Origin of the sequence: Legionella bozemanae, from assembly GCF_900450575.1 — a bacterium.
Taxonomy (GTDB): domain Bacteria; phylum Pseudomonadota; class Gammaproteobacteria; order Legionellales; family Legionellaceae; genus Legionella; species Legionella bozemanae.
This window is the reverse complement of the sequence record NZ_UGGY01000001.1, coordinates 3,332,891-3,354,376: the sequence shown is the minus strand read 5'-3', so window position 1 is coordinate 3,354,376 and position 21,486 is coordinate 3,332,891. Positions and strand designations below refer to the sequence as shown.

Sequence of the window (21,486 nt, the reverse complement as noted above, 5' to 3'; positions counted from 1 at the left end):
TTTATATAAGATAAAGTCATTTAAATCAAATGGTAATATTAGAACTGACGTGGATATACTTGCAACAATCGCACTAAAGCGACATGATATCTAGGGAGCCTATCTACTGATAGGTAAATATATAAGCGCTACATTGCTGTGAATAACAGAAGGATTCTTGTTATGAAATTATCCCGCATCAGAATTTTCCATGTCATGTTATTTGTCTTTGGTTTGAATGACCTAGTTCTTGCACGCACTGATTTGCATCATAAAAATGTTTATAGTCCCATGGTTGTGACGAACCAAAATGAAGGCGGCAACACAGCAAATAATGGTTATGCAACACCCCAAGCGTTCTGGAATTTATATTATGATTTTACTGGAAATGGAGATGCGCAGTACCCTAAGGAAAAAATTAATATTTCTCAAACTTTATTGCAGTCAGAACTGAAAAAAAACAGTAACTTAACACAACAAGATAATGGTTCATTGATCCTATTTATTAATTCAACATTGTATATTTATAACAGCGACCAGCAGTTAGAGCTGGAGCAATTGATGCGTACTGCCCCGAACTCGGGCTTCACAGAAATGACTGCAGTATCACATATTGGTTCTGCGCTAATGTATCTTGCAAAAATAAAGGAAAATGGCGATAGCAATTGGACGTCGCAAATGGAAAACTTGCTCAAAGATGTTAAAGCAGTAAAAGAAATAAATGCGCAAACAGACAACAACTGGTTGGAGCAAGTGAACGCACCTGCATGGAAGCCGCATTTAACTTTAATTCATAATATGATTGATTATGCTTGTTCCATGGCAGGCAATTATATGAGTGAGGTTCTTCGCGGGAAACAAACATTTGACATGAGCTCCTTACAAAATAATTTCCTTGATGGGAATAACACATACCCAATTCCTTTTAATAATGTAATGGTAGGCACGTTTATGTTAACCGCCTTACAAAGCATGGATGAGCTTCATCGTAAAATAGCCCAATTAAATATTGATTGGCCAAATGCAAAAGTAATTATTCGCTTTGTTGCTGGAGCAAATGTTTCGGCAGGTGTGACTAAAGGCAATAATTGGTTGGTTCCCTTTGTTGAGGCACTCTCCAATAACACCTTGCCATCCGATAGAATTTATATAGCGCCTTATGCAGCGGTTAAATCTTCATTAGGTGAAAAACAATTACCTCGTGCTGATTATGATTATTACAATAATATATGGACATCGAGGCACAATCGCACAATTATCGCTAATAAAGTCTTTACCAATATTCCCAGTATCTTTTTACCTGGTCGTCCTGCCATACCCGGTGATTATACTTATTCAAAACAACCTGAGATTGAAGATTTTTTAATGCGCCTAAAATTTTCATTAGCTGAACCAACACAAATGCTGTCCAATACGGTTGGTTTTTGGATGGCAGGAGAGCTTGCTGCAAAGAACTGGGATTACAATAAAATAAGTATTCCTGGCATTACTACTGGATTTCCCCAAGGCATATCCGCTTATCCGCAGGAAAATCCAAGGATTCAATAGTGATTAAAAAATTATTGAGAAGCATGACCTTTTTTTTAGTATTTCCAGTTTGGGGACAAGCAAAAGAGGCGATACTTTCCCCCTATCAATACTTAAAGACATCTGGTGCAAGAGACATGACGCCGTTTACAATTGGCGGTTCTCAATATATCGCCGTGCCCCAATTAGCCCAGGATGTGCCAAATACTCCAGCAAATATGAATGGTGGTAATGCAGATGTCGATGTGCTTATTTACAAGTGGAATGATCACAAGTTGATGCTGCATCAAAAAATCCCAGGACATGGTAATGAAGGCACTGCCTTTTTCAAAATCGAAAATCAAGCTTATCTTGCTACATCTTCAATACACTCAGGTGCTAAAGCGCCGTATAACTTGAATACCTATGCAAAATTATATCGCTGGGATGGCCATTATTTTTACCCAATTCAGCAATTTTTTACCTATGCATCTAAAAGTGCTTATGCTTTTTCTATTGAAAAACGACATTTCTTGGCATTTGCTAATGGAGTTGTTTTACCTAACAGTAAAATAACAAACAATACCGATTCAATTATTTATGAATGGAATGGAAAAAAATTTGTTCCTTTTCAAACTCTTCCTACAAAGTGGGGCTATGGATGGGATTTTTTTTCGTTAGATGGTTTTTATTACCTAGCACTCACGGATCATGTGAATGCTTCGACTATTTATCGTTGGAATGGAGCGAAATTTATTTTATTCCAAAGCATTGCAAAAGCCGGTGGACGAGCATTTACTCATTTTACTATAGATGGAAAATTTTACTTGGCATACGCTAATCTTCTTAACTCGTCAATTATTTATCAGTGGAATGGTAAGCAATTTCAAGAGTTTCAAGTATTAAAAGGTTTAGGAGGTCGAAATTTTGTATTTTTCTCAAATCATGGCAAACATTATTTGTTTCGGATTAACTTTATTACGGGATCCAGAACGAACCCGAGAACGAAATTATTATCCCAGTTATATCAATGGATCGATGGTAAATTTCAGGTAATACAAAACATCACAACATATGGGGGAGTTAATGCTGCAGTTTTTACGGTGAATAACCAGCATTACTTAAGTGTAGCTAATAGCTTAAGTGAACGGTTGCGATTTCGTACGGATAGTGTGATCTACAAAATAAACTTTGTGAACTCAAAAGAGGTCACAGAGTAATCCTTAAATTTTTTTCCATTTCTTTCAATTCAAAGTGATCAATAGGGAAATGGATTGTCCAAGGTTTTATTGGCAGGGGTAAAGTATCCGTGCAGTGAGTTTTTAATGTTTTAGCTGAAATATCAATACCAAATTCATCAACAAGTACTTGGCTACCTTCTTCAAAGTTGGTCAAAATTTTTTCAGTGTATCTTGTACCCTCACTTGCTGAATATTTTAACTGTTTTGATTGTGCATCCCAAACCAATGATTTTCGACCATGCTCGGTAATTATTCCAACAACTGTTTTGGCATCGCGTATTGCAAGTTTTTCCGGATGCCGTTCCAGTTTGAGTAAATTCATTGCTACTTTTTCCTGACTTATAGGAGTCAAATCAGTTTGCATTAAGAGAAACCATCCTTTTCTTGTTTTTTTCTCAAGAACATGGATGTCATCAATAGGATAAAACTTAAACTCATCTTCGTTTTGAGCAATCGACTCATTTTTTCCCGTAATGAGTATGGGGAAACGCGGAGCGGAAGAGCCTAATCCGGGATCCAGAAGAAATTTTTGCTCATCAATTTGAACTGTTAATATAAGATGAGTAGGAGGAAACTGAAGTATTTCAGATGCATTAGGCTTGGCTCCTAGAAGCACTCGCGCAGCACAAAATGAAACGACGTATCCCAGTTGTGATAAGGCATCGAATAATAAACTAGCCGTTTGAAAGCAATATCCTCCATTTTGGGAAGAAAGCAAATCTTTATAACTAAAAAAAGACAATGAATTTCTTTGGAAAAGATGCTGTTTGGAAATTTTTCGTAATTCAATATTTGAATAGGGAAAAGTTTGGACATGAGCAAAATAGATTTTTCTTAAAAAAGCAATTTTATCTTCGCGCGAGGCATCAGTTAGCGAAGGAACAATAATTTTTATTTTTTTAAGATAATCATCTAAATTTATTTTTCCCATGATTAAGATTCTAAATAGTGTTTTATTATATAAAGTACTTAATATTTTTATTTAATTCCAGTGGGAATTCTTCAATTGAAAACTCTTAAAAGATAAATACGAAAATGCATCATTGTCTGGTGTTCAATCTATGGATGCGAGACTTGATGAAATGTCACTTTTTTATACGCAAGAATTTTTAATAATCAATATTAATGGTAATGATATATTTTAATTTAAATTCCTGTCATTCCCGCCTGCGCGAGAATGATAATGTATATAACAATATGCCCATTAAAAAACCGATAAATGGTTCAAAAAAGGTGATGATACCTCATCTGGTGTAATAAGTGCCGCCCCTGAATATCTAACTCATAACTGCTACACTTTCCAATGCAAGAAAAACAGTTTAATTTTTTTCCTTCAAAATGTGTTTTGTTAATCAATCCTTAAGCTTCTCTGTTTTACACTGATAAAAAGTCGAAAGGAGATTACCATGTCAAACAAAAAACTAACTGAACGTTTGCATCAAGAGCTCGATGAGCTTGGTGTTCCTGCCTTAATGACAGAACGCGTGCAAGTGTGCTCTAAATTATTCCAATTACCTAAATTTAAAATTGAAGCGCTGTTATATGGTGTCGCTTTGGATTCCAATTCCATGCAAAAAATTGCCGATGAGCTTGAGGTAAGTATGGATTGGTTGTGTGGCGATGACAAAGGAAAAATAACACACTAGGATAAATCGAGAATGGCCTGAGTGCAAACATGCGCCTCGGGTTATTCTTTATCGCAGTGGTAATAATTCATTGCAACTAAGGTTTGAATAACAGCATCTCATTATGTAGTACCCCCACAGAGGCAACCCCTTGCTCAGACAACCAACGATTTACCTTTTTACGATGAGTATAAATAGGTAAATCAGTACGTTTTGCCGATGCCTGTATTTCTTTTATTAATTCATCTGTTAGAAAATATTCAGGATAATTTTTTCGAAGGTATTTTTTCAGCTTTTTTCCTTTGTCTGATAACCAAAACCCACCATCAAGGGATGCCGAAATACAAATTTTTTTAATATCTCCAAACCGTGAAAAACTAATAAGTTTTTGCATAGAGTGTTTGCGTATGTAATGAGCGGTATCTTTACCAAAAAATTGAGTTTTGCTATAACGCGCTTCAAGCAATGCTTTGGGCTTGATCATCCAACCTGAAGCATGTCGATCGTTTTTCTTTTCTAACACACCCCCAAAAAAGAACCAGGTTCCTGCATACCCCGAATTTCTGCCAGTTGACTGATACCAAGGGGTATTATGAATTACTGTGATCAGGCGATAATGATCTTTTTTCCACAAATTTGCTGCGATTATATGGTGCTGAGGAGGTATGCTTTTGCTTGTATTTGGTTCTAAAAATTTCATCGGAGATAAATCAGTTGGCATCAGAAGTATAACGATAAACTATAAAGTACAGCGATCGCAATGTATCTATTGCCTTTGAAGAAAAGATGGCTGCGTCATTTAAAATATTTTTGATTAATAATTAAATATGCCCTCCCATACATTGAAGTTGAAAAAAAACGAGTTAAAATAATGACTTGCTTCTGGAAAACCTTAATTGAAAAATGCACGGAATTTCAGTGGTTGAAATCAGTTAACGATAAATCTTAATTTACTTTTAAAAGGATTTTAAAAAATGCCCTCAGGAACAACTTATTCTAGTGTATTGGATCGTCTTCAAGCGCGTGCGCCCCAGTCTTCACCTGCCCATAGAAATGCCCAACGAGGTAATGCCGGCCTAGCTGTGACCCAATTAACAGTACAAGCAGGATTGCAAATTGCTAACACGACAAGCCCTATTCCGTTAATACCTATATCTTTTGCCCAGGTACTGAATTCCGGTTATGCGGTATGTCGGGCAGATACCCATCTTAATGAAAAAGTGATTCAAGGACTCCAGGCTATTTTTTCGGCAACTATATTAGGATTAGCAATAAGCCTTATGTTTCATGATGAAGGGGTGGTCGCCCAAGTCATGTACTTGTTTCAACTGCTCTACAGTGCGCTACTTCTCGTTTCATGGGGAGGCAGTGAAGTTTCAAAGGATCCTACTCCAACTTCAACGACAAATACAGTTGCTCGCCATATGCTTAAAGGCATAATTAAAAGCCCAGTTGAAAACGATGAGGAAAAGGGGGAAGTGAGTGAGCAAGAAGAGGATTTAGGCAATGAGGAAATGCAGTTAGATAAAATAAAAAATAAAAACTCCTAATATCCAGAAAAAAATAGGTGGAGGGAAGTCAGCGTATTTCACTAAAATAGTCTAAAGAAATACTGAATTTTAAGCTACAGGGTGATTCTGGGGATGCTGGTATCACCAAGTTGCAAGCCGGTAAGCGTTCTCTCAAATATTTCGAAATTATTGGAATTTGATTTGGTATTAATTATAGCAAACATAATATGTTGAAAAAAATGAGCTCTTTTTCCAATTTCTTCAGCATAAATTTCTGCGACTAATTTGGGTTCATTTTTAAATTCGCCACAACCCCAAGCACCCAAAATCACATTAGGTTGCCCAATAAGAATTAATGTATCCAGTTGCGCTGCAATTCGTCGGCGCAAATCTTCTCTGTGTGCTTTTAATATGCTAGGGTCTTTTGATTGTGATTCCGCAAAATGTTCAGGAGCAGCCGATCTTAATTCATAGAAAGAAAAAATACTTGCTGGAGAAAGAAATGCATAACTCATCTCAGGGCTTGCAATATATCCACTTGGTGGATAGTCATCCACTGTTGCTGGCAGTAATATTTCTGGGCCTCTAAAACATATTCTTGGCACGTCGCTATGGAAGGTTTTATAGACTTCGGGTGAAAACAGCATAGGACAACGTTCCCTTAAAATATCACGTTCTTTGCCTGTCATTTTTTTTCTGGCTTCTACCAGTTCTGTTCCTTCTTTAGTATATACAAACGTATTAGTATCCTTGTCTAATTTGACCAATTTATCTGCTAATGAAAGGACGCAAGAACTGCGATGCCACATATTTTCTTCTTGGGCACTTCCACCTTCCAATGCACCGCCTCCAGGATAGAGCGAATTTGCCATATTCAATACGGTATATATTACTCCACGTTTTTTAGTTGCTTCAAAAGCTGCAACACCCCAATCTTTATATGCGACTTCAACTATCCACGGAATCTCCGATTTTGTTTTTGACCAAAGATTTAAATTAGTGATTGCTTGTTGTTGCAATTCTTTATATTTTTCGACATGAGTAATCATTTTTAAAGTTTGCCCCATACTCTGATAACGCCAACGTTCACCAGTCAGGCTCCCTCTAATGAGATTGGGTTTATGTGATGCATAAACATCGTGAATTGCTGAATATGCTTCACTTGAAGGAATTTTTCTTGCAAAAAACCTTAACCTAGCTAACATAATTTAAATCCTTAACCTATTTTGCGTGGCGTCTACATGGTGTTGAATCACTGATGCACCATTAGTGTTACCTGGTTAGAATACGTCACCTCAATCCATTTTGCGTGCCAAAATAGATAGGATAATGAGCTTATCCTTATCTGCCTGTCTCAAATCATTATAATATTTGAGGCGCTCTTAGTTCTTCTAATGGGGTTATGGATGAATTTGCTTTAATTTGCGCATCCAAATGCTCAACAAGACCTTCCTTATGCCCAGGCTTAATTTGACTGGGAAATGCAGTGACTTTCATCGTTTCACTGGTTCTATAAATATCTCCCCAGTCGTTTAATTGCTTGATGAGAGCTTGAACATCGGAAAGAGTAGGTAATCGTTCGCCTTTGCATATAAGTCTCATATCTCTGGCTTTCTCATTCATTTCTTCATACTCTTCAGGAGTATCAAAGAAAACAACATCCACTGCCACAAGTTCAGGAGAAAAATCTGGATTTTGCCAATGCCTCACATGGGCAGGCTCAGCAGAGCTCATAACAGATGATGCAATACGTCCAGGGCCACAAACTTCAATGACGCTATGCATGCGCTTGTTAACTTCAGATCGCCAATCATCTTTTGCTGAACCACCGATAATTCCGGTAATTTCATTATTATTTTGAGTCATCGTTACAATGCTTTGATATCCTCGGACATCGTCTTGGGGCATCGCATCAATCATTCTTTGATCGTAGCGCTTAAACATCTTTTCATTTAAAAGAAGAAGTTTTTGTGGGGTCGTATATACCATTGGAAGGCCAGTAACAAAAATATAGCCTTTTTTGGGAATTAATGATAAACCCACAGTATAAGGTTTTACTGTTTCTTTGCAGGGTGTAAAAGAGAGAAAATACCTGCTGTCATTATCTCGAATATAGCCTACAATATCAAACGAGGTTGACTTCTTGCTTTCTGCAGGTTTTCTACCCACGCGATTTGTCTTCATTGTACTGAGGACCTCATCCATACCCTCTGAACCCCGATATATCAGATTAGGGCTAGTCGGAATGCTATCTCGAAGCAGCTGTATCCTTTGAGTTCTTTGTTGGGCTTGGTATTGGAGATAAGTGGTATCCATCTTCAAAGCATGTTTAAAAGTATATCTGGATGCGTGTGGATATATATCGTGATATACCGTTTGTGCAAATCCCGGTAATAGTTTTGAAGCTTTAGCTCTCATGGATGTCTCCTCAGAAATACATGCAAATGTTTGCTTAAAATAAGTCATTTAGCATATATTTTTATCATAGTGTATATAAATGAGAATTCAAGAGCATATCCAAGTACCTGATTTTTAGTTGTTGAAAGATGAAAATATTTGATTATTTATTAATTGGGCAAGATACAGTTTTCAATATCAAAAGAATGCAATTTAGTTTTGGCTGTGACCTATGTTGTTTTCCTATAGGGGCATCCAGAAGTTACCGTTTTTTTTGCTAAGCTCTAATTTATTGTTTTGGTGAATAATAATAAGGCATGAAATCTTCAGATAAGCTGACATTATCTTTTTTCATCGCCCTGGCGAATGAACCCTGAAAGAACCATGCGAAACTTGAATGTCACTTTAATGTTTTTAAATGAAATATACTCAGCTTTCTACGTACCGCGTTTTATGCGCGATATCCAGCACAATGGCCCATCCTAATCAGAACCTTTTGTGCCACAATATACATCCTCTGGATACCGCGCATAAAGCCTGTACGATCCCCACAAAATTCAAAGAAAGACTGTAGTGGGGGTCTGTGTTGTGGCATTTAGCTCAGAGAGTAGAGGTAATAAATTTTGAAACTGTTTTACTTTGAGAGAGATTCCTTTTTTGAGAGCTTCGCGCCCTAAATAGACCAGGGATAAAATGTTGGTGAATTTTGAAGAGTGAGCCTGAAAGGAAGATGCATATCCTTTACGCTTGGTAAAAATGCCAGCAAGCCAACAAGCAAAAGTAGAGATAGCAGCAATAAGCAGTAATATGCTCATTCTTTGAGGAGAACGAGAAAGACTTTCTTTCAATCCAAACCCATAACGAGTACATTTTGTATCACGAAAATTTTCTTCTATTTGCATGCGTTGCCGATAAATATTCACAGCGTATTCAGCGGTGTTTGTTGAGGTCAATGAAGTGACCAATAACCAAGGCTCATGATGAGCTCTAGTATATCGTTTACTCATTGCATCACGCCTACCTTTCTTGTATTGATTCACTCTATGACGACCTTTAGAGAGGCCTTTATAGAGTATAAAGTGAGCAGGGATTTGTTCTTTCTCTGTAAGAAGGCCCTGCCCCAAGTAGTTAGGTTTGGCTGTGGCTTGTTCATAATAGATATGACTTAATTGCCAAGTTGCTGTAGCCTCTAAATATATCGCATTCTTATGGCGTAATCGGCCTAAAAAATCCCAATCAAGCGCTCGAACATAGGAAAACCAAGGCGCTCTAAATCCCGCATCGGTAACAATAATAGGTTGTACAGAGCTCGGTAAAATAGCTTTTAGATTATTTAAAAATTCTTTATGAGTTTGATGGTTATTTTGTTTTTTCTGTGGATGACATTCTTCGTAAATCACAATCGAGCGTCCTTGCATCGACAAGGAGGCTCTCAATAAATAGAGTTTAGTCTGCGAACATATACAGCTCCAATCAACATGAATCCAGGGGCGTCTTTGTGCTGCTAGTAGATAATGACTCATTGTCCTATAAAATTCAATCGCTTCTTTTTGTAATCGCGTATTCCCTAATAAGCGGTCTATCCTTTTTATATTGCTGCGAGTCTTAACTTTAGTATGAGGCAAATGACGGCCAAGCGATGTCAGCGTTAATTTATTTACCTTAATTAACGTCGATGAAGCCATGATTAAATTGTGTAAGCGTGATTTATGAATAAAAGGTAATTCTTTTGCTAATGTTTTGTGTAATAATTGCATCAGGTGCATGACGTCGATCTCTTATTGTTGTGGAACTCTATTGGATCATAATCCGTCATGCACTTTCAATACCATTATTCCTATATTTCAATGCCTTAAACCAAATTTTTTTGTCTATCTCTCAGGCATAAAGCGCGGTAGGTAGGGGATTAAATTTCGCGTGGATCGCTCAGGAACAAACCGCGAATTTGCCGCATTGTTTGTAACTACCACAGTACTGTTGGCATTCAATTCTTTTATTAATTGAATGACGTCTCCATCACATAAGCGGATTCCCGAATGGAGGGATGGCTTGTGGGGCTTGATTTTAGTTTAGTTGAGATGACCGTATTCGAGTCTCGTGCAAGCAGGTGCAAAAATTGGGTTACATTTTCTGTATTATCTTATTATCTAAAGCAATGATTAATTGCTTTATCATTGCAAGCAATGCTCTAGGGGAGGCAACAGAAACAGGCGACTGTACTATTCTTTCCGCGAATGGTTTTGCATAAGCTTTAAATAATCAGGCCAGGAAGTAGGTTTTGGGCGCACCAATACTGTCTTCTCGCACCAATTTGTTGCTCATGATAATTAAGGAGGTCATCATGGCTGAGAACGCCTGATAGCGACTTTCTTGGGCGGAACGCATTTCATTCAGTGTTTTTGATGGACCTAAGAACAGTGCATGGGCAGTATTCAGTCCGGTTTTAAGAGCTCCAGAGAAAAATAGAAACATGGTGTCCTATAAAAGCGCTGAATGCACTAAAAAATGATCTTATAGATCAAGTAAATTACATTTTATCCCTAATGATTTTCCCTAATTCATTAAATGGATTATATTAAAAGTACATAGAACAAGGAGTGTTTTATTATGATAAAAAAATCTCTTAAAAATTTGAACGTCCTAGTCCTGCTTTCTTTTTCAATGCAAGCTTTTGCTCATGATACGATTCGAGTTGATGTAAAAACCAAAGAGAAAACAGCGGCTGCCTTGGGTTTTACTGTGGATGGTAAACGATCCGGGTCTCGGGGCAAAATCCATTCGGGCAAAGGACCAGTAAATAGGGAATACATATTTGGGTATAGAAAAAATTCCGCATTTGGCCCCGATGTTTTGTGTGGTTCTAAAGTGCTAACTAAAGACAGTACGGTGACTTTAGTGATGGTAGGTGATCAGTGCTCCATTGTAGTAAATTAAATAGGAGCTCAAATTAGCAGTCATTTTACAGGAGGCTTGCAAGAGTTCTTTATCGGGCGGCTAACCCTGCATCTTCAATCATTTGTTCGTAAATCAAAACCAGAACGGAACCTTGATGAACTTCCAAAACGATTTCAGGCAATTGAGTTCGATTAAAACATGATGTCTTTCCTGGAAAGGAAAGTGGCGTGTTATTGAGTTCCCATTGTAACCCTTTTGAAGATAGAGTTGCTTTAGGTATTCCCATTAATGAAATTTTTGTCTGAGTAGGTAACAAACAATTCATCTTGGATTGTTCATGAAGAACAAAACCTCTTAGGGGGGGAGCGTATAAAAGGCAGTTTGTTTCCATGAAGATATTCATGTTATTTAGTATGTGATCCAAATAGCCACCATTTATGCCAACAATAATGGCAGGTAGTAAATCATTATCTTTTAAATAATACATTGCTTTTTGGTAATCACTTTGATTTTGATTTGGCGAATGAAGAAAAGGATGGTTTTCCAGAATCATTGGGTGGACAGAATCCAAATCTCCAGTAATTAATTGAGGGCGGATTCCACGTTCTAATAAACTGTTTGCGGCTCCATCAGCGGCAATGATAGGTAAGTTCATCCGATTAAAAAAAGAGGATTCAGGCAACTCTCCATTGAGGCATAAAATGGACTGATATCCTGTTAAATTAATTACATCGTGCATCATAATGTCTTTTTAAGAGAATAAGTAGCAGACTGACAAGTAAACCCACTACATTTGCACTGAGCACAAAAAAGGAATCGGTACTACTCCCATAAATAATCCATGCTACAGAACAAACAAGGTAATTAATCAACATGATCATGGAGAGATCTTGGGTTGACTTCGTTTTTAAGGATTTGATAATTTGCGGTAACAAACCAATAAAAGAAGTAATAAAAGCAACAATACCCGAAAACAAAACAATAGACACATTTTCCTCCGCTCAGACGAATGAGATCAGGTTCAAAGGGTTGGTTTATCCTCTCAGCCGTAATTGGCACCCCCAATGTACAAATATTATTCTACCATGAAAGTGTTTCACGCCAAAAGTAAATTTAGAAATGAAGTACTGTTTTTTCTTTTCTGACGCCTTCTTCTGCTTAGATGAATCGATTTGATGATTTTATTAAACCATCAAATTTGATTTTAAACCGATGTAGTTGATTTTATTAATAAATGATTGCGATCTCATCTAAAATTAAATAAAAAAAACATATTGTTAATATTTTGTTAAGGTTAAAGTTATAAAATTTTGCCCATAAATTAAACAATTAAGGGTAAATTATGGGTAAAGTAATTCTTATTCATGCTAATTGTAAAAATCCTACTGCAAAAGGTGATTTTGCTTTTGCAGGTAATATGGCAAAGGACATGGTCCGCGAACTTGCCAAACAGAATATACCGGATATTGACGTTGTTTTAGTCAGTACACTTGATGGTATCCCTCGATTTACAAGTATGTATGGCGCTCCCGTGGATGGTCGCGTATCCATCGAAGGGACTAGTGTTGGACTGTCTTCTTTAGAGACGTTTGATGCAGTTGACAATACAGTTGTAGCTTTTATCGATGCCAACCGTTGTAAGCATGCTCCAGGAGATATTATCAAACGAGTTCTTTCTCCTGACAGTAAATTCTTATTTGTAGGGAATGTAAACCAGATGGCTTTTGCAGATATGTTCACGCAATCCCTTTATCGCATGCAAGCCAAGATGGATCAATCAGGACTCTATGATTCTTTTGATGATCGCGATATGTTGATTGGGAGCGCTGGTCTTGGATCAGATAGGTTAGGCATACCCTCGATTACCAAAGCAGAAGATTTACCTGCATTATCAAGCTCCGACCAGGCAAAAGTTCCTACAGGTAATTATGGATTTATGTATCTTGCCGCAGTAGATTCTTCTAAGGATTATAAATTAATCGCACAGTACATTAAGTTAAGTGATCAAGACAAGTACATTCTTGTTGGGGAGTTCGGGAGTAAAAAGTCTGAAATTAGATATGCTTATGAACATGATTTGACTTTGACTACTTCCAAGCCTCTGCCGACAATTGAATACCATCAATCATTACCAAGCGGGGTGATGCGGCAAACGGTTGCTCATTCAACAAGCTCATTGGTTTTATCAACTGGCGTCACCAGTACTCTGGAAGCAATGCGAGACAAAAAGCTGCCTTATTATCAAGATATGGATAATAATACGCAATTTGTTGCGGCTTATTTAATTGCAGTGAAGTCATTAGTTTCGAGTGATACCTCCTTATTCGGAGCATTACCCGACATGATTATTGAATTGTCAGACTTGCTTTTTGCTAATAAACCACTAAGCCGTAAGGATATGGAACGTACCGATAGTTTGTTAAAACTGGATTCTGTAAACTCAAGATTAGTGAGTGCGAACCAGACTATTATGGATCGGGCAAGCGGAAAAATCGCACCAAAACTTCTTACTTTTATCGGTGACACACGAAAAACGAAAGATCCAGTACAACTTGCTACAGTTTGTGCTTCATTGCGTAAATCGGGTGAAATGGGTAGCCCGGTGCATGATCAAGCGTTAAGAAGAGCTGCTACCTGGGGACGTTTATTTGAACTCAAGGTATTGATTAAATCGATGTCAGTGTCAGATCTGGATAAAGCAGATCCTACTTATGGACGTTCAGCACTGCATTGGGCTGTTTCGAGCAAAAATTTTGATTGTGCTCGCGCATTGGTAAAAGCAGGTGCCTCCTTAGATCTTCAGGACAAAGAAGGACAAACCCCGTTGCACAAGGCGGTACAAAATGGGGATAAGCCAATGATTAAACTGCTTATAGAAGCAGGTGCATCTGTGGATATTCCTGATAAATCGAGTCATAGTCCCAAAGATTGTGCTCCGGATAGTGGCGTTTTATTATTTATCAATGATTGTCATTCTCATATGAAGAGCAGCGAACAATCTGTACACTACTCTTAACTAAACAGTATCATCGATGTTGGATTTGTCCAAATAGGTAATTCAACATCGATGAGTTTGAAATGAGCACTTCTATTGTATCACTTTTTGTACGGAATGGAGGTCACATGCCCTGCAACAAAGCCAAGGGATAAAGACAGTTAAAAAGCCAGCTTTAAGTGCTCCCAGTATTGGTTATAGAGCAGTAGGGTTTCTTCTCCTACATCATGCTGGAATTGACCTTTTTCCATGATTGCTCTGGGTGGGTAAATCATAGGATTATCTTTAATGGAAGCGGGCAGTAAGGCTCTTCCTTTTGCATTAGTAATTCCATGTCCTTCTTTTAAAGCGATTTGCGCACTGGATTCTGCTTTAAGAATGAAATTAATAAATTGCAGGGCCTCTTTCAGATGAGGCGGATTTTTAGGAATAGCCAAACAATCAACCCAGATAACAAAACCATCTTCAGGATAGACAAACTCAATTGCTTTATTCTCTTCATGTGCTTTAAATGCATCGCCATTCCATGCAGAACCAATTGCTGCATCTTCATCGATCATCATTGCCTGAATACTATCGCTCACAAATAATTTAATATTAGGTACAAGGTGCAATAAATGTTCATAGGCTTTTTTAATATGCTCTGGATTTGTATCATTAGGATCAAAGCCAAGGCTCATTAAGGCAATTGCAAAAATTTCGCGGGAGTCATCCAAAAGCATCAGCTGATTATGCCATTTGGGAGCCCACAACTCCTTCCAGCTTTTAGGTGGGTTGGATACCGTGCCATGATTAAAAAAGATACCGGTTGCTCCCCATATAATCGGCATACTGTAGCGGTTACCGCGATCATAATTATTATTCATGAAGCGTTCATCCAGATTATTCATATTGGGCAGTTGCTGGTGATCCAGTGGTTCCAACATCCCTTGTCGTTTCATACGTTCAACAAAATAGGCAGAGGGAAGAATCACATCATATACAGTGTGCTGACTTGCCTTTAATTTGGCATACATAGTCTCATTACTGTCATAGGTAGAAAAATTAACTTTAATTCCAGAATCATGTTCAAATTGTTGAATCAACTTTTTGGGAATTTCTCCTCCCCATGCATACACATTAACAACAGGGGCAGAAAATGCTTTAAAAGCCAAAAAAACCAACACGAATAAAAAATAATTCATACTTGCTTCCCGGAGAGACGATGAGAAATGATCACCAAAATCATGGATAAAACAAAGGTAATAGAACATAACGCGTTAAGCTCAGGAGTAACCCCGGCACGTACTAATGAATAGATAGTTAAAGGGAGAATGGAAAAATCAGGTCCTGCTACAAAATAACTGATGATGACGTCATCAAAAGATAAAGTAAAACTTAAAAGAAAAACACTTAATACTGCCGGCCATAATAAAGGCAGTAAAATTCGCGTTAACGCAATATAATGGCTTGCTCCCAAATCTAATGCGCCAAAATAAATATTGGGATTTAGTGTATTAATCCGCACATTAATCGTGACAATAACAAAAGGAATACAGAAAGTAACATGAGCAATTAATAAACTTAAAAAGCCCATGGGTACTTTGGTGATATTAAAGAAAATTAATAAGGCAACACCAAGAACCAAATCAGGAATAATAATCAGTGACAGTAAAACGGCATATAAAATCTGGCGATGTTTCGAGCCAAATAAAAATAAATGGATGGATGCCAACAAACCTATGGTGGTTGCAATCAATGCGGAGATAAGGCCCAAAATAATGGAATTAAAAAAGGCAGTCCACAAGCCGCGATCGTGAAATAATTCGTAATACCATTTTAAAGAAAAGCCATGCCATTGGAGTGAAAATTTTGCATCGTTAAATGAATATAAAACCAATACCGCGATTGGAATATAAAGCGAGGCATAAACAAAAAAAAGAAAAAGGCGTTTCATTAAGGAGTTCATTGAACACTCCTCTTCTTTTGACGTCGAAAAATAAGAAATAATAAAAGAAGTAATATGGTGAGCACCACACTGGTGGCAGAACCTTGAGGCCAGTCACTTAAGACGAGAAACTGATTTTGAATTAAATTACCCAGTAAAATGGAACGTGCTCCACCTAAAACATTAGGAATGTAGAATAAAGTCATTGCTGGTAATAGAACTAACAAACAGCCTGATAAAATGCCTGGTGCTGTATTTGGTAAGAACACTCGAGCAAAGACAGACCACTTGTTTGCTCCCAAATCTTTAGCTGCTTCAAATAATCGGAAATCAAAACGTTCCATATTCGTGAATATAGGCAGCACCATAAAGGGAAATAGATTGTATACCAAACCAATAATCACAGCAAAATTGGTATAAAGTAATGAGAGGGGTTCATTAATTAAATGTAATTTGAGTAAGAGTGCGTTTAAAACGCCCTTATACTTTAGGATGGCAATTAAAGAGTAAGTTCTTATTAAGGAACTTGTCCAAAAGGGGATGATAATCAACAACAAGAAGATAGATTGATGTTTTGATTTAATCATTAAATAGCTAAATGGATAGGCAATGAACAAACACAGCAGTGTTGCAATCGATGCAATAAATAAAGAGCGAAAATAAATTTTTGCAAAGACTGGAGTAAATAGAGTTGCGTAATTTTCCAGGGTAAAAGGCAAGGCAACAAGATGCGTGCTGTCTTTAGAAAGAAAACTGGCGACAAACATCATGCATAAAGGAATAAGACCAAAAACAACTAACCAAAAATATAAGATGTATAATGCAAAAGATTTAGCCTTCATAAGGTAGTAAAACCTCCCAGCCTGGCAACCACTGCACCCACACGTCCTCAGAAAGTGTATATTCCAATTTATCATCGTCCTCATCAAAAAATTCTGAGGCGTTAATTATTTTTCCTGAAGAAAGTGCAACTTTGAGATCAACGGTTGAGCCTTTATAAATAATATCTATAATTCGACCAGGAAGCATTCCTTCTGGGTTCTCAACTTCGGATAAACTCCAGACCCTGATATCTTCTGGGCGTACTATCAAATGCAGCCTATCGCCAATGTGATAATTGCCGTTATTTTTACAAAGTAAAGGGATTTCCTCGATAAAGGTCGTCAGATCGCGATCGTGCAAGGAATGAACGTGTACATCAAATATATTAGCCTCACCAATAAACATTGCGACGTAGAGATTTGCAGGTGTTTCATAAACACATTTAGGCGTTCCTATCTGTTCAATGTGTCCGTGATTGAAGACTACAATACGATCCGACATGGATAAGGCTTCTTCTTGATCATGAGTGACAAAAACAAAAGTCATATTCAGGGTTTTCTGCAATTGTTTTAATTCGGATTGCATGGCTTTTCTAAGTCTGTAATCGAGAGAGCTTAATGGTTCATCCAACAACAGTACTTGCGGTCTATTGATAATTGCACGTGCAATAGCTACTCGTTGTTGTTGTCCTCCACTCAATTGCTTTATATTTCGCTCTGAAAAACCTTCGAGTTGCACCAGTTTTAATGCATCAAAAACACGTTCTTTAATTTCTTGAGCAGGGACTTTTTTACACCGTAAAGCAAAAGCAACATTCTCATAAACGGATAAATGGGGGAAAAGAGCATAACTTTGAAATACCGTATGCACGTCCCTTTTTTGTGGTGGTAATTGGCTAACACATTGGCCATTGATATAGATTTCGCCTTGTGTGGGGTATTCAAAACCCGAAATAAGACGTAGCAATGTGGTTTTCCCACAACCTGAAGGGCCCAGCAACGTTAAAAATTCACCATGATTAACGCTTAAGGACACATCATTCAAAATGGGAGTATTGCCGTATGATTTGTAAACATTTCTAATTTCAATGAGTGGTGTTGTCATGTGCAATGTTAGATGAAAAAGCCATAATTATCGTCACTGCCACTGATCTTGTCCAGCACGTTTGTTTTTATTAGGGAGATATTCCCAATTTATTTGTTCTTTTTCTGGTCAAAGAGTTATATTTTTTTATCTGTTCAAATGGTTTTTTTCTTAGGATAATGGGGCTGCGATGTCAGTTTGGTAAAAATTTTCCCTCCGAATTGACGTTAGAGTAGGTTTATTGATCCTTAAAGACACGTTCCTTGAGGATGTTTTTTCAGATAAGGAATAAAAAATGAGAAAAATTACTTTGTTAATCATGGGATTGGCTCTAACTGGTTTGGCAATTGCGGAAAGTGCCCCCAAAGAAGAGGTGCGCCATATTGTGACGCTCAATGGCGTGACTCAAGGCGATGGACGATATATCCGCACCGATGTTGTTGAAAATGGTCAATATAAATTTGGCTATTATTTTTGTGGAACTCGCCATAGCGTAGTATATGGTGATATCGTTTTCGCTGATGAAGTGGGTGATTCATATCATGTGGAGCGAACCATTAAATTTTCGATTTGCCAGGATGAAACTTTAACTGAATGCCAGGAATTTGCTTCCGATCATTTTACTATTTTCAAGAATAAAGAGGGTTACTTAGAAACCGACAGCCGACCTGTTTTACCTATTAGTGTTGCATCAGTAAAAGATGCTTTTAAAGCATGTCAGCCTAATCCGGATGAGGATAATCGGATGAAAAAAGTAATTCATGCGGGCAGTAATTATTTGATTCGCAAAGGTTAATTGGAGTAGTCTGGGTGCAGCGCAGCGTAACCCGGGTATCAGGAGTGAATGGTTCAATCCCGGGTTACGCTGCGCTGCACCCAGGCTACAAGCTCAATTTTAGTCCGTCATTGCAAATTTTTTCTTGGATCTAGAGCAAAAGCAAAGAGATTTTACTATAATGCTTCGCTACTTTTTATAAAACGAATATTATGTCTCAATCTAGAACCTCTATTTTGCTTGTTGGATTATTATCAGCTTTTTCTTTGCTTACCTTTGATCTCTATCAACCTTCCTTGCCCTATATCACCCATTTTTTTAGTACAACGCATAGTCTAAGCCAACTAACCTTAAGTATTTATTTGGTTGTTTTTGGCGTGACCCAATTAATTTGGGGGCCGTTAATCGATCATTTTGGCCGACGTCGTTTATTGCCAGGCAGTTTAGTGGTTGCCGTGCTTGCCAGTATCCTATGTGCTCTTGCGCCTAATATTTGGGTACTCATTCTCGGTAGGGCTTTACAGGGATTTGCATTATGCTGCGCTAATTTGGTTGCTTTTTCAATTTCGCGAGATTTTGAAGATACTGCAGAGCGAGCCAAGGTTTTATCCTATGTTTCTATGATTGTTTCAATATCACCCATCCTTGCTCCTGTGCTTGGCTCGCTTATTTTTACCTATTATGGCTGGCAAGCTAACTTTATGTTAATGGCTGCGATCGGTATCGTGCTCTTGCTTCAGTCGCGCAAAGGATTATTTGAATCGCCATTTTGGAGCCAACCCAAAGAACCTTTTATCGTAAAAAAAATAATCAAAGCGTATCAAGAGATCATTCCATCGCCTTCTTTATGGAGTGGTTCGCTTATTATGATGTTTAGTTTTGCGGCAGTAATGCTTTCAGTGATTAATTCATCCTATATCATTATCGATCAATTTGGTTTTTCGCCCTTAGTGTATGGTATTATTTTTATTATCAATGGATTAAATATTATCGTTGGAAACTATTTAGGCATTTGGCTTCGTAAATATTTCAGCATGGCTGCAACCATTTATCTTGGCAGTTGGTTCATTATTATCGGTGGTTTTGCGATGTTATTGTGCGCAACTCTTTATGAATTCAATTTGTATTCCCTATCTTTTGCATTAATTTGTAATTTAGGGATCAGTTTAACTGCACCAGCTACCATGTCGATCATGCTTGCAGATTATAAGGAAAACACTGGCCTTGCACTGGCCATAATTCATACCGTACGTATGTTTGGTTCATCCCTTTTAACTATCTTAAGTGCATATCTGCTCATGCAAACGCTCAATGCGTTGCCTTTAGGGTTAATTGCTTGTGGGCTTGGAGCACTTTACAGTTCCTGGCATTTTAATCGTTTAACAGCTGAATCGAATGACTCAGAGCTGGACGGAGCGGAAGCAGCTTAGGTCCGTTTCTATTTCTACTATCTTGGCCAAAACTGCCCTGATTTTCTGCGCTCTGATGCTCACATACTCCGTGTATGCTGCGCTTCGGTACTCGAAAACCAGGGCATTTTGACTCAAGCTAGCGAAATGGAAACAGACCTAAGTTTCTACTATCTTGGCCAAACTGTTCTGATTTTCTGCACTGCTATGCTCACATATGGTATTATTCTGTTTTAACACATACTGATTGGAACCTATGAAAATAAAAAGCTTCTTTTATGGCGTGTTAGTGACAATGCAAGCTTTTGCTGCTCCCCATTTTGTACCTGCAGAGCCTTCTTCTGCCACCCAGTATGAAATCAATGGGCCTGCATTATGTGCGACAGCCAAAGAAACTTTGGCTTATTTAAATAAAGGCAGCCACTATGACCCTCGTGTCATTCACGAAGGTAAAGCGTTTGCTATACCTCTTTCACGCATCAAAAAAACTTTAATCTTTATTTGCCGCCACCAAAATGAATTGAATAATCCTGCTTTTATTAAAAAGCACTTTGATTTTGTTCGCTGGTATCCTGATCTGGAGCAAGCCAAACCATTAAGGGAGAAAAAATCACTCATTGCTCATTTGCCCTCAGATAAAATTTTAATGACTAAGTATTATGTACATCGTGCAAAAGCATCAACGAAATGCAGTGTTGTTTATCCTTTTGCTCTTTATGGACTCCCTAGAGATGAAGAGCAACTGACACTTGAAGAAGCAGATGCAAAATCTGAACTGACACGTTTCCAATATGGGAAACAAGCAATATTAAAAGGCGCATTGGCAAATAAAAATGTTCCCCCGCTCGCCTATTTTAATCGAGACGACTTGGAGGCAGCCTTAATGCAAGGAACCATTATTGCCGATTACCCGAATCATCAAACAAAAATCTTTAATGTTCATCGATGCAACAATATTCCCTATGACAAAGCCAAAAATCCTTATCAACAAGAACGTTATTGGTATTTTAAACCGGTAACGGGTATCAAAGGTTATGGAAAAGATGCGGATCATAAAATTACGGTAAATACTGAAGTCACTTTTGCCGCCGATCTCGAACAGTTTGGTTTAGGAAAACTTTTGATGGTACAGTATCCAGGTCAGAAGGGAAAAATGGTGACACGCATGGGTATTTTTGCTGACACTGGTGGTGCATTCCAGAATAATTTGTATCAAGTTGATTTTCTCGCAGGTAGTTATGCAGGGAGCAAAGCCTTCTCGCAAGCAACTCGTCATTTACCCGATTATGTGACTGCTTATTTTATGGTACTAAAAAAATAA

Annotated in this window: 21 protein-coding genes and 1 riboswitch; of the genes, 9 read left to right on the top strand and 12 right to left on the bottom strand. The window is 37.7% G+C overall.

Going from position 1 to position 21,486, the window contains the following annotated elements; translation table 11 throughout:
• Positions 1-162 precede the first annotated feature (162 nt).
• Together DY223_RS14935 and DY223_RS14930 are read left to right on the top strand one after the other, a co-directional pair.
• On the top strand, positions 163-1,527 hold the full coding sequence (locus tag DY223_RS14935; protein ID WP_058458198.1) for a DUF5624 domain-containing protein: 1,365 nt from the start codon (positions 163-165) through the stop codon (positions 1,525-1,527).
• Positions 1,527-2,705: a hypothetical protein gene (locus tag DY223_RS14930; RefSeq protein ID WP_058458197.1), complete on the top strand. Its 1,179-nt coding sequence runs from the start codon at positions 1,527-1,529 to the stop codon at positions 2,703-2,705. The genes DY223_RS14935 and DY223_RS14930 overlap by 1 nt, the downstream gene beginning before the upstream one ends.
• Here the strand turns inward: DY223_RS14930 and DY223_RS14925 are convergent.
• On the bottom strand, positions 2,695-3,657 hold the full coding sequence (locus DY223_RS14925) for an arylamine N-acetyltransferase family protein (protein WP_058458196.1): 963 nt from the start codon (positions 3,655-3,657) through the stop codon (positions 2,695-2,697). The two genes, DY223_RS14930 and DY223_RS14925, sit on opposite strands and share 11 nt — an antisense overlap.
• A 475-nt stretch (positions 3,658-4,132) precedes the next feature.
• Here DY223_RS14925 and DY223_RS14920 point away from each other — a divergent pair, with 475 nt between their 5' ends.
• Positions 4,133-4,372, top strand: coding sequence for a hypothetical protein (locus DY223_RS14920; protein WP_058458195.1), 240 nt, complete (start codon positions 4,133-4,135; stop codon positions 4,370-4,372).
• A 76-nt stretch (positions 4,373-4,448) separates the two neighbouring features.
• Here DY223_RS14920 and DY223_RS14915 read toward each other — a convergent pair whose 3' ends face one another.
• Positions 4,449-5,051, bottom strand: a complete 603-nt coding sequence (locus DY223_RS14915; RefSeq protein ID WP_235810462.1) for a hypothetical protein — start codon at positions 5,049-5,051, stop codon at positions 4,449-4,451.
• Between the two features lie 274 nt (positions 5,052-5,325).
• Here DY223_RS14915 and DY223_RS14910 point away from each other — a divergent pair, with 274 nt between their 5' ends.
• Entirely contained in the window at positions 5,326-5,901 is a 576-nt protein-coding gene (locus tag DY223_RS14910) for a hypothetical protein (protein WP_058458194.1), read from the top strand.
• A 74-nt stretch (positions 5,902-5,975) separates the two neighbouring features.
• Here the strand turns inward: DY223_RS14910 and DY223_RS14905 are convergent, their stop codons facing one another.
• The 4 genes from DY223_RS14905 to DY223_RS14890 all read right to left on the bottom strand — a co-directional run bounded on the left by DY223_RS14905 (position 5,976) and on the right by DY223_RS14890 (position 10,731).
• Positions 5,976-7,067 carry a poly(ADP-ribose) glycohydrolase domain-containing protein gene (locus tag DY223_RS14905; RefSeq protein WP_058458193.1) on the bottom strand — a complete coding sequence of 364 codons (1,092 nt, stop codon included), beginning with the start codon at positions 7,065-7,067 and terminating at the stop codon, positions 5,976-5,978.
• Positions 7,068-7,224: 157 nt separating this feature from the next.
• Complete coding sequence (locus tag DY223_RS14900; protein ID WP_058458192.1) at positions 7,225-8,280, bottom strand: hypothetical protein; 1,056 nt, start codon at positions 8,278-8,280, stop codon at positions 7,225-7,227.
• 536 nt (positions 8,281-8,816) lie between these two features.
• Entirely contained in the window at positions 8,817-10,016 is a 1,200-nt protein-coding gene (locus tag DY223_RS14895) for an IS4 family transposase (protein WP_160116288.1), read from the bottom strand.
• A 502-nt stretch (positions 10,017-10,518) separates the two neighbouring features.
• The gene (locus DY223_RS14890; protein WP_058459398.1) at positions 10,519-10,731 is read right to left on the bottom strand and encodes a hypothetical protein; all 213 of its coding nucleotides are present in this window, start codon (positions 10,729-10,731) and stop codon (positions 10,519-10,521) included.
• Between the two features lie 135 nt (positions 10,732-10,866).
• Between DY223_RS14890 and DY223_RS14885 the strand changes: the two genes are divergently transcribed.
• Complete coding sequence (locus DY223_RS14885) at positions 10,867-11,193, top strand: hypothetical protein (RefSeq protein WP_058459397.1); 327 nt, start codon at positions 10,867-10,869, stop codon at positions 11,191-11,193.
• A 49-nt stretch (positions 11,194-11,242) separates the two neighbouring features.
• Here the strand turns inward: DY223_RS14885 and DY223_RS14880 are convergent, their stop codons facing one another.
• Together DY223_RS14880 and DY223_RS14875 are read right to left on the bottom strand one after the other, a co-directional pair.
• Positions 11,243-11,893 carry a thiamine diphosphokinase gene (locus DY223_RS14880; protein WP_058459396.1) on the bottom strand — a complete coding sequence of 217 codons (651 nt, stop codon included), beginning with the start codon at positions 11,891-11,893 and terminating at the stop codon, positions 11,243-11,245.
• Positions 11,877-12,143, bottom strand: a complete 267-nt coding sequence (locus DY223_RS14875; RefSeq protein ID WP_058459395.1) for a SemiSWEET family sugar transporter — start codon at positions 12,141-12,143, stop codon at positions 11,877-11,879. Before DY223_RS14875 ends, DY223_RS14880 begins: the two co-directional genes overlap by 17 nt.
• Positions 12,130-12,227: riboswitch (TPP riboswitch) on the bottom strand. (Overlaps the previous gene by 14 nt.)
• 269 nt (positions 12,228-12,496) lie before the next feature.
• On the opposite strand from DY223_RS14875, the gene ankY reads away from it, so the two are divergent.
• Positions 12,497-14,170: a Dot/Icm T4SS effector AnkY/LegA9 gene (ankY, locus tag DY223_RS14870; protein ID WP_058459394.1), complete on the top strand. Its 1,674-nt coding sequence runs from the start codon at positions 12,497-12,499 to the stop codon at positions 14,168-14,170.
• Between the two features lie 140 nt (positions 14,171-14,310).
• Here the strand turns inward: ankY and DY223_RS14865 are convergent, their stop codons facing one another.
• The 4 genes from DY223_RS14865 to potA are packed head-to-tail and all read right to left on the bottom strand — an operon-like array spanning position 14,311 to position 18,002.
• The gene (locus tag DY223_RS14865) at positions 14,311-15,333 is read right to left on the bottom strand and encodes an ABC transporter substrate-binding protein (RefSeq protein WP_058459393.1); all 1,023 of its coding nucleotides are present in this window, start codon (positions 15,331-15,333) and stop codon (positions 14,311-14,313) included.
• Entirely contained in the window at positions 15,330-16,097 is a 768-nt protein-coding gene (locus DY223_RS14860; protein WP_058459392.1) for an ABC transporter permease subunit, read from the bottom strand. Before DY223_RS14860 ends, DY223_RS14865 begins: the two co-directional genes overlap by 4 nt.
• Positions 16,094-16,918 carry an ABC transporter permease gene (locus tag DY223_RS14855; protein WP_058459391.1) on the bottom strand — a complete coding sequence of 275 codons (825 nt, stop codon included), beginning with the start codon at positions 16,916-16,918 and terminating at the stop codon, positions 16,094-16,096. Before DY223_RS14855 ends, DY223_RS14860 begins: the two co-directional genes overlap by 4 nt.
• A complete protein-coding gene (gene potA, locus DY223_RS14850) occupies positions 16,908-18,002 on the bottom strand; it encodes a spermidine/putrescine ABC transporter ATP-binding protein PotA (protein ID WP_058459390.1) in 1,095 nt (364 codons plus the stop codon). Before potA ends, DY223_RS14855 begins: the two co-directional genes overlap by 11 nt.
• A gap of 274 nt (positions 18,003-18,276) precedes the next feature.
• Between potA and DY223_RS14845 the strand changes: the two genes are divergently transcribed.
• From DY223_RS14845 to DY223_RS14835, 3 genes are all read left to right on the top strand, one after another.
• Positions 18,277-18,777 carry a hypothetical protein gene (locus DY223_RS14845; protein ID WP_058459389.1) on the top strand — a complete coding sequence of 167 codons (501 nt, stop codon included), beginning with the start codon at positions 18,277-18,279 and terminating at the stop codon, positions 18,775-18,777.
• A gap of 191 nt (positions 18,778-18,968) precedes the next feature.
• On the top strand, positions 18,969-20,186 hold the full coding sequence (locus DY223_RS14840) for a multidrug effflux MFS transporter (RefSeq protein ID WP_058459388.1): 1,218 nt from the start codon (positions 18,969-18,971) through the stop codon (positions 20,184-20,186).
• Between the two features lie 235 nt (positions 20,187-20,421).
• Positions 20,422-21,486 carry a hypothetical protein gene (locus DY223_RS14835; protein WP_058459387.1) on the top strand — a complete coding sequence of 355 codons (1,065 nt, stop codon included), beginning with the start codon at positions 20,422-20,424 and terminating at the stop codon, positions 21,484-21,486.

Bases quoted from the DNA above. Each gene is read 5' to 3' on its own strand.
- DY223_RS14835 (WP_058459387.1), top strand. From the start codon at position 20,422: ATGAAAATAAAAAGCTTCTTTTATGGCGTGTTAGTGACAATGCAAGCT.
- DY223_RS14865 (WP_058459393.1), bottom strand. From the start codon at position 15,333: ATGAATTATTTTTTATTCGTGTTGGTTTTTTTGGCTTTTAAAGCATTT.
- DY223_RS14910 (WP_058458194.1), top strand. From the start codon at position 5,326: ATGCCCTCAGGAACAACTTATTCTAGTGTATTGGATCGTCTTCAAGCG.
- ankY (WP_058459394.1), top strand. From the start codon at position 12,497: ATGGGTAAAGTAATTCTTATTCATGCTAATTGTAAAAATCCTACTGCA.
- DY223_RS14880 (WP_058459396.1), bottom strand. From the start codon at position 11,893: ATGCACGATGTAATTAATTTAACAGGATATCAGTCCATTTTATGCCTC.
- DY223_RS14890 (WP_058459398.1), bottom strand. From the start codon at position 10,731: ATGTTTCTATTTTTCTCTGGAGCTCTTAAAACCGGACTGAATACTGCC.
- potA (WP_058459390.1), bottom strand. From the start codon at position 18,002: ATGACAACACCACTCATTGAAATTAGAAATGTTTACAAATCATACGGC.
- DY223_RS14920 (WP_058458195.1), top strand. From the start codon at position 4,133: ATGTCAAACAAAAAACTAACTGAACGTTTGCATCAAGAGCTCGATGAG.
- DY223_RS14915 (WP_235810462.1), bottom strand. From the start codon at position 5,051: ATGAAATTTTTAGAACCAAATACAAGCAAAAGCATACCTCCTCAGCAC.
- DY223_RS14885 (WP_058459397.1), top strand. From the start codon at position 10,867: ATGATAAAAAAATCTCTTAAAAATTTGAACGTCCTAGTCCTGCTTTCT.
- DY223_RS14845 (WP_058459389.1), top strand. From the start codon at position 18,277: ATGAGAAAAATTACTTTGTTAATCATGGGATTGGCTCTAACTGGTTTG.
- DY223_RS14860 (WP_058459392.1), bottom strand. From the start codon at position 16,097: ATGAACTCCTTAATGAAACGCCTTTTTCTTTTTTTTGTTTATGCCTCG.
- DY223_RS14905 (WP_058458193.1), bottom strand. From the start codon at position 7,067: ATGTTAGCTAGGTTAAGGTTTTTTGCAAGAAAAATTCCTTCAAGTGAA.
- DY223_RS14855 (WP_058459391.1), bottom strand. From the start codon at position 16,918: ATGAAGGCTAAATCTTTTGCATTATACATCTTATATTTTTGGTTAGTT.
- DY223_RS14925 (WP_058458196.1), bottom strand. From the start codon at position 3,657: ATGGGAAAAATAAATTTAGATGATTATCTTAAAAAAATAAAAATTATT.
- DY223_RS14895 (WP_160116288.1), bottom strand. From the start codon at position 10,016: ATGCAATTATTACACAAAACATTAGCAAAAGAATTACCTTTTATTCAT.
- DY223_RS14840 (WP_058459388.1), top strand. From the start codon at position 18,969: ATGTCTCAATCTAGAACCTCTATTTTGCTTGTTGGATTATTATCAGCT.
- DY223_RS14935 (WP_058458198.1), top strand. From the start codon at position 163: ATGAAATTATCCCGCATCAGAATTTTCCATGTCATGTTATTTGTCTTT.
- DY223_RS14900 (WP_058458192.1), bottom strand. From the start codon at position 8,280: ATGAGAGCTAAAGCTTCAAAACTATTACCGGGATTTGCACAAACGGTA.